The sequence below is a fragment of the Citrobacter sp. Cm046 genome (genome assembly GCF_030333065.1).
Taxonomy (GTDB): domain Bacteria; phylum Pseudomonadota; class Gammaproteobacteria; order Enterobacterales; family Enterobacteriaceae; genus Citrobacter; species Citrobacter murliniae.
Genome location: NZ_JAOWGP010000036.1, coordinates 136852 through 150468, shown reverse-complemented (window position 1 = coordinate 150468; position 13617 = coordinate 136852). Strand labels below are relative to the sequence as shown.

13 protein-coding genes are annotated in these 13617 nt (G+C 52.1%); 8 read left to right on the top strand and 5 right to left on the bottom strand.

From position 1 onward, the window contains the following. Positions 1–38 precede the first annotated feature (38 nt). The 4 genes from uhpC to fbpC all read left to right on the top strand — a co-directional run bounded on the left by uhpC (position 39) and on the right by fbpC (position 5578). Positions 39–1343, top strand: coding sequence for an MFS transporter family glucose-6-phosphate receptor UhpC (gene uhpC / locus OGX98_RS07370; protein WP_200012149.1), 1305 nt, complete (start codon positions 39–41; stop codon positions 1341–1343). Then, positions 1340–2371 (top strand): ABC transporter substrate-binding protein, encoded by a 1032-nt coding sequence (locus OGX98_RS07365; protein WP_045440378.1) that lies wholly within the window; start codon positions 1340–1342, stop codon positions 2369–2371. Before uhpC ends, OGX98_RS07365 begins: the two co-directional genes overlap by 4 nt. Positions 2372–2441: 70 nt before the next feature. Continuing rightward, positions 2442–4520 carry an ABC transporter permease gene (locus OGX98_RS07360; protein WP_286595061.1) on the top strand — a complete coding sequence of 693 codons (2079 nt, stop codon included), beginning with the start codon at positions 2442–2444 and terminating at the stop codon, positions 4518–4520. An 11-nt stretch (positions 4521–4531) separates the two neighbouring features. After that, a complete protein-coding gene (gene fbpC / locus OGX98_RS07355; RefSeq protein ID WP_045440372.1) occupies positions 4532–5578 on the top strand; it encodes a ferric ABC transporter ATP-binding protein in 1047 nt (348 codons plus the stop codon). Between the two features lie 31 nt (positions 5579–5609). Here fbpC and mmuM read toward each other — a convergent pair whose 3' ends face one another. Beyond that, positions 5610–6542, bottom strand: a complete 933-nt coding sequence (mmuM, locus tag OGX98_RS07350) for a homocysteine S-methyltransferase (RefSeq protein WP_048221972.1) — start codon at positions 6540–6542, stop codon at positions 5610–5612. Continuing rightward, positions 6529–7932, bottom strand: coding sequence for an S-methylmethionine permease (gene mmuP / locus OGX98_RS07345; RefSeq protein WP_286595060.1), 1404 nt, complete (start codon positions 7930–7932; stop codon positions 6529–6531). The genes mmuM and mmuP overlap by 14 nt, the downstream gene beginning before the upstream one ends. Positions 7933–8339: 407 nt before the next feature. Between mmuP and OGX98_RS07340 the strand changes: the two genes are divergently transcribed. Together OGX98_RS07340 and OGX98_RS07335 are read left to right on the top strand one after the other, a co-directional pair. Continuing rightward, complete coding sequence (locus tag OGX98_RS07340; protein ID WP_286595059.1) at positions 8340–8843, top strand: GNAT family N-acetyltransferase; 504 nt, start codon at positions 8340–8342, stop codon at positions 8841–8843. 164 nt (positions 8844–9007) lie between these two features. Then, positions 9008–9796: a hypothetical protein gene (locus tag OGX98_RS07335; RefSeq protein ID WP_200012143.1), complete on the top strand. Its 789-nt coding sequence runs from the start codon at positions 9008–9010 to the stop codon at positions 9794–9796. A 162-nt stretch (positions 9797–9958) separates the two neighbouring features. Here the strand turns inward: OGX98_RS07335 and OGX98_RS07330 are convergent, their stop codons facing one another. Both OGX98_RS07330 and OGX98_RS07325 read right to left on the bottom strand, forming a co-directional pair. After that, positions 9959–10435 (bottom strand): cold-shock protein, encoded by a 477-nt coding sequence (locus OGX98_RS07330; RefSeq protein ID WP_045440360.1) that lies wholly within the window; start codon positions 10433–10435, stop codon positions 9959–9961. An 87-nt stretch (positions 10436–10522) separates the two neighbouring features. Further along, complete coding sequence (locus tag OGX98_RS07325; RefSeq protein ID WP_045449467.1) at positions 10523–10768, bottom strand: DUF2543 family protein; 246 nt, start codon at positions 10766–10768, stop codon at positions 10523–10525. A gap of 396 nt (positions 10769–11164) precedes the next feature. On the opposite strand from OGX98_RS07325, the gene OGX98_RS07320 reads away from it, so the two are divergent. Together OGX98_RS07320 and OGX98_RS07315 are read left to right on the top strand one after the other, a co-directional pair. Continuing rightward, the gene (locus tag OGX98_RS07320) at positions 11165–11941 is read left to right on the top strand and encodes an MBL fold metallo-hydrolase (protein WP_045440358.1); all 777 of its coding nucleotides are present in this window, start codon (positions 11165–11167) and stop codon (positions 11939–11941) included. Positions 11942–11959: 18 nt separating this feature from the next. Continuing rightward, entirely contained in the window at positions 11960–12910 is a 951-nt protein-coding gene (locus tag OGX98_RS07315; protein ID WP_284097372.1) for a GlxA family transcriptional regulator, read from the top strand. Here OGX98_RS07315 and OGX98_RS07310 read toward each other — a convergent pair. Next, positions 12907–13515, bottom strand: a complete 609-nt coding sequence (locus OGX98_RS07310; RefSeq protein ID WP_045440353.1) for a class I SAM-dependent DNA methyltransferase — start codon at positions 13513–13515, stop codon at positions 12907–12909. The genes OGX98_RS07315 and OGX98_RS07310 overlap by 4 nt on opposite strands. Between the last annotated feature and the right edge of the window lie 102 nt (positions 13516–13617).

Here is a 13617-nt window from a genome sequence, read left to right as displayed (position 1 = left end):
TCACTTTCATATAGTCAGCAAAACGGAGACGGCTATCTATGCACGCACGCTCAGCCAGCAAAACAGACCAACAATATCGGGCACTACGCCCCCGGCTGCTAATGTGCATGGTGATTGGCTACGCCGCGTTTTACCTGACGCGCAAAAGCGTCAACTACGTACTTCCGGCGCTGCAAACCGATCTTGGGCTGGATAAAGGCGATATCGGCCTGCTGGGATCGCTGTTCTATCTGACGTACGGCCTGTCGAAATTCACCGCCGGATTATGGCATGACAGCCACGGGCAGCGCGCGTTTATGGGCATCGGCCTGTTCGCCACCGGCGTATTAAACGTGGTGTTTGCGTTTGGCGAATCACTGCCCCTGTTGCTTGCTGTCTGGACGTTAAACGGTTTTTTCCAGGGTTGGGGCTGGCCGCCCTGCGCCCGACTGTTGACCCACTGGTATTCACGCAACGAGCGCGGCTTCTGGTGGGGCTGCTGGAATATGTCGATCAACATCGGTGGAGCGGTGATCCCACTGATTAGCGCCTTTGCCGCCCACTGGTGGGGCTGGCAGGCCGCCATGCTGGCACCTGGGATCATCAGCATGGCATTAGGCATCTGGCTTACTCTGCAACTCAAAGGCACGCCACAGGAAGAGGGATTACCCACGGTTGGAGAATGGCGACATGACCCGCTGGAGTTGCGCCAGGAGCAGCAAAGCCCGCCGATGGGGCTTTGGCAAATGTTACGCACGACGATGCTGAAGAACCCGATGATCTGGCTGCTCGGCGTGTCGTATGTGCTGGTCTATTTGATCCGCATTGCCCTCAATGACTGGGGCAACATCTGGCTGACGGAAAGCCACGGCGTCAACCTGCTCAGCGCCAATGCCACAGTGATGCTGTTTGAAGTCGGTGGTTTACTCGGGGCGCTGTTTGCCGGATGGGGATCAGATTTGCTGTTCAGTGGACAACGCGCGCCAATGATTTTGTTGTTCACGCTGGGGCTGATGGTCTCTGTCGCTGCCCTGTGGCTGGCACCGGTTCACCACTACGCACTGCTGGCGGTCTGTTTCTTTACCGTGGGCTTTTTTGTTTTTGGCCCACAAATGTTGATTGGCCTGGCCGCTGTCGAATGCGGACACAAGGCGGCGGCAGGTTCAATCACGGGTTTTCTCGGATTGTTCGCCTATCTGGGGGCCGCGCTGGCGGGTTGGCCGCTGTCGCTGGTCATAGAACGTTACGGCTGGTCGGGAATGTTCAGTTTGCTCTCGGTAGCCGCTGTCTTTATGGGTTTATTGCTGATGCCGCTACTTATTGCAGGCATTACCCCTTCTCTCAGTCAAAGGATAAAACAATGAAACTGACGCTTACCTCTACCCTGATTGCATCCGGCATTGCGCTGGCTGCCTTAAGCAGCGTTGCACAAGCAGAAGGTCGCCTGGTGGTCTATTGCAGTGCCACCAACGAGATGTGTGAATCCGAAACCAAAGCTTTCGGCGACAAATATGACGTGAAGACCTCGTTCATCCGTAACGGATCGGGCAGTACGCTGGCGAAAGTCGATGCCGAGAAGAAAAACCCGCAGGCGGATGTCTGGTACGGCGGTACGCTGGATCCGCAATCTCAGGCCGGTGAAATGGGTCTGCTGCAGCCCTATAAATCACCGAACCTCAGCCAGATCATGGAGAAATTCCGCGATCCCGCCAAGGTTAAAGGTAACCTCTCCTCGGCGGTTTACGTCGGTATTCTGGGCTTTGGCGTCAATACCCAGCGTCTGAAAGAGAAAAACCTGCCAGTACCAAAATGCTGGAAAGATCTAACCAAACCGGAATACAAAGGTGAAATTCAGATTGCCGACCCGCAAAGTTCAGGCACGGCTTACACCGCACTGGCGACCTTTGCCCAGCTATGGGGTGAAGATCAGGCCTTTGATTATCTGAAGCAACTCAACGCCAACGTCTCCCAGTACACCAAATCCGGCATAGCCCCGGCACGTAACGCCGCCCGTGGCGAAACTGCTATCGGCATTGGTTTCCTGCACGACTATTCGCTGGAAAAAGAACAAGGCGCGCCGCTGGAACTGATCTCCCCTTGCGAAGGTACCGGCTATGAAATTGGTGGCGTCAGCATTCTGAAAGGCGCTCGTAATATTGACAACGCCAAACTGTTCGTCGACTGGGTGCTGTCGAAAGACGCCCAGGAGCTGGCATGGAAGAAAGGCAAATCCTATCAGATCCTGACCAACACCACTGCCGAAACCTCGCCAAACTCACTGAAACTCGATGATCTGAAACTTATCAATTACGACATGGATAAGTATGGTTCTACCGATGTGCGTAAAGCCTTGATCAACAAGTGGGTCAGCGAAGTGAAGATGGGTAAATAAGCCCACATTTTGCGGTTAATGCCCGGTGGCGCTCGCGCTTACCGGGCCTACATACAACACCGGAACGCTTATGTCACACACACTTGCACTCCATCCCGTGAAAAAACGGGATGCGATATTCCTTTGGGTTTTGCTGGGCTGGCTGGCGTTTGCCCTGCTGCCAAGCTGGAGTCTGGACTACGGCCTGCTGGAATCGACAAGCGATGAAATTATCGCTGCTTACAGTTGGTCGCATTTCAATATCAGCTGGTTATGGTATCTGCTGCCGAGCCTGCTGCTGGTGCGCCCGTTCCAGGAAGCCAGACGCGAACAGTGCAGCCGCCACTATCTCGATGCGGGCTGGGCGTTTTTCTGCATGGCCTTTATTGTCGCCAGCGCCACACTTGAAGGACGCGGTTTAGGTTATGCCACTATCGTACTGTTTGTGGCCCTGGGCGCGATCATGACCCTGGCGCTCACCCGCCTCGAATGGCTGGGCGGCGACCGTTTCGTCATCGGTTCACTTACGGCTATTATCGCGCTGATCGGTATTTTTATCGTCTGGCCAAGCATCGCCATTTTCATTCCGATGTTCACCAACGACACCGGAGAGTTTGCGCCACTGGCGTTTATGAATGTGCTGTCACAGGCGCATATCATTCAGGTGATCCTCAACTCCATTATGCTGTCGATTGCCGTCGGCGTCGGCTGTACCTTCTTCGGTCTGGTGCTGGCGATTTACACCACCCGTATCGCCAGACGCAGCGCCATCATTGGTCGTATTTTCTCGATTCTGCCGATCGTCACTCCGCCGTTTGTCGTCGGCTTAGGCGTCACTCTGATGATGGGACGCTCCGGCTACATCACCGAATTTATGGTGGAGTGGTTCGGGCTGACGAATACCAACTGGCTGTATGGTTTTACCGGCATCTGGCTGGCGCAAGTGCTGGCTTTCACCCCAATGGCATTTATGATCCTCGACGGGGCGATCAAGACTATTCATCCCTCGCTGGAAGAGGCCTCCTACACCCTACGCGCCAGTCGCTGGCAGACCTTTAACGGTGTATTTGTCCCGCTGCTGAAACCGGCGCTGGCTAACGCCTTTTTGATTGTCGTGGTGCAATCGCTGGCCGACTTCAGTAACCCCCTGGTCCTCGGCGGTAACTTTGACGTACTGGCAACACAAATCTACTTCTACATCACCGGCTCACAGCTCGATTACCAGGCCGCCAGTACGCTTGGTGCATTCCTGCTGCTGTTCTCGTTGCTGGTGTTCTGCGTGCAGTACATGTGGATCGGTAAACGCTCGTACGTCACCGTTTCGGGTAAATCCTATCGTGGCGACGTGCAGCCGCTGCCGGTGACCCTGGTGTGGAGCGTCGTCGCCCTGCTGGCCGTGTGGATTGCCTTTAACGCCCTGCTCTACGGCAGCATTTTCTACGGTAGTTTTACCGTTAACTGGGGCGTGGACTACACCCTGACGCTGGCGAACTTTACCAAGCTGTTCGGCCAGGGCATGAGCGACGGAGCATGGCCTTCACTGCTCGATACCCTGCTTTACGCAGGTATTGCCGCCCCCATCACCGCCATCTTCGGCCTGCTGATTGCCTGGGTAGTGGTGCGCCAGCAGTTCAAAGGCAAGAAGACCATCGAGTTCACTACCATGCTGTGTTTTGCAGTACCCGGCACCGTGGCTGGCGTATCGTACATTCTGGCCTTTAACAGCGCACCGGTGTATCTCACCGGAACGGCGGCGATAGTCATTATCTCGATGGTCATGCGTAACGTACCGGTCGGGATCCGCGCGGGAATCGCCGGACTCGGACAAATCGACAAATCACTGGATGAAGCCTCACTCAGCCTGCGCGCCGGTTCGCTGCGAACCATCACGCACATCCTGTTACCGCTGCTGCGCCCGGCGATCCTCTCGGCGCTCATCTACAGCTTTGTCCGTGCCATTACCACCGTCAGCGCCATTGTGTTCCTCGTGACGCCGGATACCCGCGTGGCGACCGCCTACATCCTGAACCGCGTGGAAGACGGCGAATACGGCGTGGCGATTGCCTACGGTTCGATTCTGATCGTGGTGATGCTGGCGATTATTTTCATCTTTGACTGGCTGATCGGTGAATCACGTACCTCCCGTTCAAAAGCCAAAAACCAGGCGTAATGGAGCGCACTATGAGTCAGAAAAATTTTGTTGAGCTGCGCAACGTCACCAAGCGATTCGGCAGCAATACGGTTATCGACAATATCAACCTCACCATCCCACAAGGGCAAATGGTGACGCTGCTGGGGCCGTCAGGCTGCGGAAAAACTACCATTCTGCGTCTGGTCGCCGGGTTGGAAAAACCGAGCGAGGGGCAGATTTACATTGATGGCGAAGACGTCACCCATCGCTCTATTCAGCAGCGCGATATCTGTATGGTGTTTCAGTCCTACGCTCTGTTCCCGCATATGTCGCTGGGAGAGAACGTCGGCTATGGTCTGAAAATGCTCGGTATCTCACGCGCGGAAGTGAAGGCCCGCGTAAAAGAAGCGCTGGCGATGGTCGATCTGGAAGGATTCGAAGACCGTTATGTCGATCAGATCTCCGGTGGACAGCAGCAGCGTGTGGCGTTGGCGCGCGCGCTGATCCTCAAACCGAAAGTCCTGCTGTTCGATGAGCCACTCAGCAACCTTGATGCCAACCTGCGTCGCAGCATGCGCGATAAGATCCGTGAGTTGCAAAAGCAATTTGATATCACCTCGCTGTACGTGACCCACGATCAGAGTGAAGCCTTTGCCGTTTCCGACACCGTACTGGTAATGAACAAGGGACATATCATGCAGATCGGCTCGCCGCAGGATCTCTACCGTCAACCTGCGTCACGCTTTATGGCAAGCTTTATGGGTGACGCCAACCTGTTTCCGGCAGCATTCAGTCAGGAATATGTTGATATCTACGGTTACCGACTGCCGCGACCACTGCATTTTGCTACTCAGGGCGAAGGCACGGTCGGCGTACGACCAGAAGCAATTACGTTGAGCGATCGCGGTGAAGAGAGCCAGCGCTGTGTGATCCAGCACGTCGCCTATATGGGGCCGCAGTATGAGGTGACCGTCGTGTGGCACGGGCAGGAAATCTTACTGCAGGTTAACGCAACCCGCCTGCAGCCGGACGTCGGTGAGCACTACTATCTCGAAATCCACCCGTACGGGATGTTTGTATTAGCGGATGCGGCGTGATGATTTACCGGGCCTTCCGGCCCGGTAACGCTCAAAAACAGGCTTTTAACCCGGCAATATCCTCTGGCGTGGTGCGACAACACCCGCCAATCAACCGCGCACCGGCAGCCCGCCACTGAGGCAGATAATCCGCCAGCCGCGCACAACCTTCACCATGATGATGCCAGGTTTTGCTCTGCGCATCGTAATGCTCCCCCGAATTGGGATAGACCACCAGCGGCAGCGTCGTTAATCCATGCAGATGCTGTAGCGCAGCGGTCGTGTTTTCCAGCGCAATACAGTTGATACCAATCGCCACTACCTGCGGATAGTGAGCCAAAAACGCGACAACTTCGCTCAGCGGCGTACCATCGCTCAGATGTTCGCTGTCACGCAGAGTAAAAGAGAACCATGCCCGCGCTCGCGGGTACGCGCTCAGCAACTCCGCTAGCGCTTTAATCTCAGCAAAATTCGGCATCGTTTCACAGGCCAGCAGATCGGCCCCGGCATCAAGCAAGGCTTCTACGCGCGGACGATGGAACGCCTGAAACTGTTCCTGACTTCGCTCGTAATCGCCGCGGTACTCTGAACCATCCGCCAGATACGCACCATATGGCCCCACGGAGCCAGCCACCAGCAGTCCCCCTGCCAGCGGATTCTCCGCCAGATACGCCTCGCGCGCCTTACGTGCCAGCTCCACGCTTTTGCCAATCAGCGCTTTTGACTGCGCTTCATCCAGTCCGAGCGTGGCAAAGCCTGCAGGCGTTGCCTGATAGCTGGCGGTGATCGCGCACTGCGCCCCCGCCCGATAGTAATCAAGGTGAACTTCGCGGATAAGCTGCGGATCTTCTACCAGCACTTTGGCTGACCACAGGCTATTGGCTAAATTACAGCCACGCGCTTCCAGTTCAGTCGCCATTGCGCCATCCAGCAACAGGAAGTCCTGTTTATCAAGGAGAGCGCTTAACGGATTATTCTGCGACATGTTCTGGCTCCTGTTTTGCTTTACGGGGTTGAGTAAGGAAATAAGCACCATAACACAGCGCAACAAACGGTAACCCGCACCACAACGCAATTCTCTGCGCCGGATCGAATGCCAGTCCCACACAAGCCACCAGACACAGCACAAACCCCAGTACAGGCACCAGCGGATACCACGGTGCGCGATAATGTAATTCACTCAATGCCTTACCTTGCTGCAGATGCCGGCGGCGAAAAACAAAGTGCGAGGCGCAGATGCTAAGCCACACCGCGACAACCGCAAACCCGGAGATCGCCGAGAGCGCGACAAATACTGTATCCGGGGCAACCACACTGGAAAACAGCGCCAGCACGCCGCCAAGCATACTGACCGACAACGCCGTCAGCGGCACACCGTTTTTCGTCACCCGCGCAAAACAGGCAGGTAACGTGCGCTCATTCGACAGCGACCACAACATACGCCCGGAGGCGTACAGTCCGGAGTTCGCCGCAGAAAGAATGGCCGTCAGGATCACGAAATTAAAAATATCGGCGGCATACGGAATCCCTACCTTCTCAAACACCAGCACAAACGGGCTTTTCTCCACGCCAGCCTGCTGCATCGGGATCAACGCTGCCAGCACAAATACGGTGCCGATAAAGAAAATGATCAGTCGCGCGATAGTGGTACGAATTGCCACCGGAATGACCTTGCGTGGGTTTTCCGTTTCACCTGCAGCAATACCGATAAGCTCAGTACCAGAGAAAGCAAAATTCACTGCCACCATGGTCATCAGGATAGGTAAACCACCGTGCGGGAACCAGCCTTCTGCCGTGATATTACTCAGCCCCGGCGCGGGCGAACCGTCATGCATCGGGATAAAGCCAAAAATAGCCGCTCCACCGAGAATAATAAACGCGATGATGGTGACCACTTTCACCAGCGAGAACCAGAACTCCCCTTCGGCAAAAAAGCGCGTAGAGATAACGTTCAGGCCAAAAATAATGACGCAGAAAACCACGCACCAGATCCATACCGGTACCTGCGGAAACCAGTACTGCATGCAGAATCCGGCGGCGGTAAAGCTCGAACCAAGTGCCACGGTCCAGGTCAGCCAGTAGAGCCAGGCGACGGTGTAACCTGTCGCCGGACCAAGATTGCGCGCAGCATAGACGTGAAACGCTCCGGTTTCCGGCATCGCCACCGACAATTCTCCCAGACACTGCATGACCAGCCAGACCACCAGCGCGCCAATCAGGTAGGCCAGCAACGTCCCCGCCGCGCCAGTGGTGGAAATGATGTACCCGGTATTGAAGAATAACCCTGTGCCAATAACGCCACCTAAGGAGAGCATAATCAGGTGACGCGTTTTCATCGTGCGCTTCAGCGGCGCATTTTGTTGTGTTGTTTGCATATAACCTTCCAAACGTATGGACATCTAAACATCCAAAGAAGGTTTGTTATATCGTGTTTGTTAACAGAATGCAAAGTCATCCCTGTACCAGACGCAGATGCCCGCGCCGGGTGCTCAATACCGGATGAGGATTAATAATAAGATATAAAAAAGGCCGCCAGCTCATAACGCCTCCATTGCCAGGCTTTATGTAAACTCTGGCAATGGAAACACTCAGTGGCGTTCACACTGAAGTGGGAACCTTCTGGCCACACTCATACTTCTGGATGAGGTTCCGGGTGGTAAAATCGACCACATTTATTCTCTGCATGCGCAGAGCTGAGTCCAATTAACTCAATTTGACAGATTCTACAGGTGTATCATGGCTGTGGAGTATTGCATCCGGCAGCGCGGTTTAAGAGGAATTAATGGAGATTCGACGTTTCAAAAATGGGGATGAGGCCGCATTATTTCGCGTCTTTTTATCGTCCGTACATAACATCGCGTCACGCGACTACACGCCAGAACAAATCGATGCGTGGGCTCCAGCGGATATTGATCAGGAACTTTGGGCCAGTCATATGAGGACGTTACGACCCTTTGTCGTTGAGATTGATGGTGAAATAGCCGGGTATGCTGATGTTCAGCCCAATGGATATATTGACCATTTTTTCGTATCGGGAACCTGTCCAGGGCAAGGCGTTGGTACTTTGCTTATGAATCGCATTCATCAAGAGGCCAGATTACTCGGTTTGAACGAGCTCACATCGCACGTGAGCAAAACCGCGGAGTCTTTCTTTTTACGTCATGGTTTTTATTTGGTGAAGCGAAAACATCCTGTTCGACGTGGCGTGACGCTGCAGAATGCAGTGATGCGAAAAGAACTTAATCAGGAAGCGGTGTCAGGGGTGAAAAAAAACACTGAGGGTTGATTGCTGTATTTCAATCGAAATGTAACCCGATAATTATGGATTTTCTTATATATCCGGTAAGACTTAGTGCTCCTCATACAATGTGTGCTACATAGCGAGTCAATGTAAGTAGTCACAAGATCATTAATAATTCGTGATAAACATCTCAGAAACAGATGGATCTAATGGATCTAAATGCGGTAATGGCGCTAATCTGGAAATCGCTAATTTCGGAGATTATGATGATACGGCTAGTAAACTCAAAAGAAGAAATCGTTGATAATATTTTTTCTTTTACTCAAGCACTTAACGAAACGCCTAGAAATCCAATATTTGAACAGTCTGGACGATTTAAATGCTGGTATGCTTATAAAGATGAACTCAATAATCAATGGTGCTTTGGTCCAAGCAAATATATAGGCTACGCTGAAATAAGCATTGACATTTATAATAAGACATATCCTGAACTGGATGGAAAGATAACTGAAAAACAGTTATCAAAATTCAGCTCAGACATTGATGACGTTACTTATTCATATCTCCAAAATGAATTATTTAAGTTATTAAGCCATGCCGGAAGAATTCCATCTAAAAGTGCAAAAATAAAAATCATTGAAGGTGTCAAAAAAAACATGCTAACTAAAAAAATTAACTATGAAACATCTGATGAATGTCGTTTCTATTATGAAGATGAAAAACCTTCTATCGTTAACATTTCAAACTTCATTCGCTCTGATGTAGGAATAAAATTTGATCTGCAATGGGGCGATAGCCGCTATTTTGTCTCACTAAATAAAAAAACAGACTTTTGGTATTGCGAAGGAATTGCTTCTTATATAAAAACCGGAGAAAAAATTGATATAGCGGCTTTTGTTAAATTTCATGACAATGGAGATATTGATATTCTTGGGGATAAATGGTTTGAGAATGGATACAATGCGTTATGGACAGCATCTGTTTGTGTCAGCCGTTAAGATAGTACCTTAAATAGTATCCCATGGCGTATTTCCATAGCGATATTACTCTCAGACTTCGAACATAAGCCATCTGTCACAGAGTTAAAAGAACAAAAATACCACCCGAAATTCTGCACCTGAACGGCGCAGAATTTCGGCTCACAGTCAGTCCAAAAGATTTCAGACCTTGAGGAGTTTCACCGTGGCGTCGATGTCTATCTCATCTTCCGAGAAGATCAGCGTTGTTCCCTGGAAGGTGGTGATTGCCAACTTTTTCAGCGTACGCATTTCTCCGGGCTTCACATCTGATTTCGGTTTGATGCTGTTCATCAGTACGCCCACAGACAACACCGCATTTTCTTTATCAATGCGAGTCTCAACAGGCACTTCTTCACTGTATACCAGGTAAGACTTGATCGCCGTGAGCTTTAGTCGCTCGCCCGCGATATAAATGTACTTGCTCTCTGGTACGACTTTCACCGCATAAGCTGACAAACCCTTGTTATTGGTCGTGGGTTCGAAAGTCACCGCCGCATCTTTCTTGATCAGCTCAGGGTTAGCAACCTTAATCACATGAAAATAACGGTTATCTCCGTTTTCATCTTTGATAAATCCAAAGCCTTTATCTTTAAACCACGTTGTGATTGTTCCGTTCATTGCTTTACCGCCTGGTTAATCGTTAATCTACTAAATTATTGCTGTGCGCAGTGTAAAACACAATGCCAGTGCAGGCTACGCCTTTGGTTACTCGTTACCCCAGCGATTGAGAAACTCCGCTATCTCATCGATACGCTGTTCGTCGATGCCAGCAACACCAGCCATCTCCTGCTGCGCTTCTTCGCTGATCTCCTCGTTGTTCATTAAACGGGTGATCAGTAGCTGGAAGTAATGCGCCAGGGAGTCGCGTTCCGGCTCGTTCACCGGCTTTGTCGTCTCCGTCGCGTACTCGTCGGCAATATCATAATACTTCAGCGAAATTTCGTTGTTCATCAGTTGCTCCGGGGTGAATGCCGTGTGTCAGCGGTTGCCTGCATCGTCTGGTGCGAATGATAGCATTCTTATTTCACCGTTAGCGATCTGTTTTATTGGCGATAATACATTGAATATATCAAAATATTCTCTGCAGCCGTTTTTCATTTAATAAAATCACTTACATTTAATTCACTCTGATTTATTCAGCACGGTATCATTGTCTGGTATTAAATAAATATTAAGCAGGTTGGCTATCATTTAATTTACTATCGCGGCATACACTTTACGTCACGGCATCGGTAATCATAGCATCCGGTTGGCCCAATCCCATCGCTAATCGCCCATTTGCCCACATTTATCTTCTGGACAACACTCTACGATGACACCACTGACCCAAAACGTGGAGCAAACACCATGAACATCACGCAAATACGCAATGCCACGCAACGCATCACCTTTGGCGGCAAAACCTTTCTGGTCGATCCTATGCTGGCGCCAAAAAGTGCTTATCCGGGTTTTGCCGGAACAGCGCGCGCAGAGATCCGTAACCCAACCGTCGATCTGCCCATCGACATCGATACCCTGCTTAACGTCGATGCGCTGATCGTGACCCATCTGCACGAGGATCACTGGGACGAGGTTGCCACTCGCGTCGTGCCGAAAGATAAACCGATCTATGTGCAAAATGAGCAGGATGAGCACGTGCTGCGGGAGCAGGGTTTCACACAACTGACCGTACTGACGCACAGCACTACGCTGGGCGACATCACCCTGCGTAAAACCGGCGGCCAGCACGGCTCGGATCGCGCTTACGCCATCCCGCAAATGGCGGAGCGTCTGGGTGATGCCTGCGGGGTTATCTTCCAGCATCCGGCGGAAAAAACGCTGTATCTGGTCGGGGACACCATCTGGCGCAACGAGGTGGAAACCAATATGCAGACTTTCCAGCCAGATGTGGTTATTTTGAACGCAGGCTTTGCCCACGTTATCGGTTTTGGGCCAATTATTATGGGTGCTGAGGATGTACTAAAAACCCACTTCACGCTGCCGCAGGCACAGATTGTCGCGACCCATATGGAAGCGATTAACCACTGCCTGCTCACCCGTTCAGCTCTGAAAGATTATGCCCACGACAACCAGATTGCGGAATTCGTCAACGTGCCTGAAGATGGTGAAACCCTGACGTTTTAATGCCAACAGAGGAATCGTATGCTCCCGCTCACCGTCGCTATCGTCGCCGTTGAAGATTTCAGCCCGTTTCACTTCTCGGTGCCGTGCATCATTTTCAGTGACAAAGTGGCGGCGAAAAAACGCTTTGAGGTGCAACTGTGCGCCGAGAAACCTGGCATCATCGCTTCTCAGGACGGCTTTTCCGTCACCGCCTCTCACGGTTATGAAGCCGTGGAGGCGGCCGACATTGTGGTGATCCCATACTGGGGCACCACGGCCCATCGCCCGGCACAAAGTCTGCTTGATGCACTCAATCGCGCGCGGCAAAACGGCGCCCAAATTGTCGGATTGTGCCTGGGTGCATTTGTTCTCGGCTATGCCGGATTGCTGGACGGCAAACGAGCGGCCACGCACTGGGAGTTTGAACAAGACTTTCAGGCACGTTTTCCCGCCGCTCGTCTGGATATCAACGCCTTATATGTGGATGACGACGGCATTATCACCTCGGCAGGTACCGCAGCCGCTCTTGATTGCTGCTTGTATGTGATCCGCCAACGCTTTGGCAGTACGGTCGCGAATCAGATTGCCCGACGGATGATTGTGCCGCCACATCGCGAAGGAGGACAGGCGCAGTTTATCGAACAGCCAGTGGCGAAAAGTACCCAGGATCAGCGCATCAACGCTCTGCTCGACTATTTGCGCCAGCATATCCACGAACAACATAACCTCGACGGGCTGGCGAAGCGGGTAATGATGAGTCGGCGAACTTTAACCCGCCATTTTATGAAAGCTACCGGGTCGAGCGTGGCAGAGTGGCTGATTGCCGAACGCCTGCGTCGCAGTCAGGAACTGCTTGAGTCCAGCCCGTTACCCGTTGAAAGAATTGCCGAACAGGTTGGCTTTCTGTCGCCGGTAACCTGGCGCCAGCATTTTAAATCACACTTCGGTGTCAGTCCCGCTGAGTGGCGCAAAACTTTTCGCGGCGTTTAACCCCTTTTCTTCGCCAGCCAGACCGTATGCCCGGCGCATTGCGGATCTTCCATCACCATATCAATCACCTCAAAGCCGTGCGCTGACAGCAGTGCGCGGTACTCGTCGGGCGCAAGACTGGCGTGAAACAACGGTTCGCCTTCAAACTGTCCCATGGCGATGCCGTTACTGGTGCCGCTGGTAAACATGAGTGCGCTACCGGGATGGCTGAGCCGGTCAAAAATCGGGAACATGTTTTGTTGGTCCTGCTGGGTTAAATGGAAAAAACTGTCCCAGGCAAGCAAACCCTCGAAAGTTTCATTCAGCGTTAATTCGCGCATATCCTGCTCCAGCCAGCGCTGGTCGGGAAAAGCTTGCCGGGCGCGCGCCAGCATCGCCGCTGAACCATCCACACCGGTAAGCTGAAAACCTTGCTGGATAAAATAGTCGGCAATCGGCTGACCATTCCCACAGCCAATATCTACAATGCTGCCCAGCCCGCCCATTGCCGCAATGAATTTATCCAGCCAGTGTTTTTCAAAAAGCGTGCGCGAGCGCTGGCAGGCAAACGCAGCTGCGTGGCGTCGGTAAATGGACAGAATGTTCTTTGCCTCCAGATCACTCACAATTTCCTCACTATTTTTTGATATATCATTATGTTAAATATGGCAACCATAGACCACAGGGAGCGATTTGCTGAAAGCTTCTTTCTCCGAAATGAGCCTCGC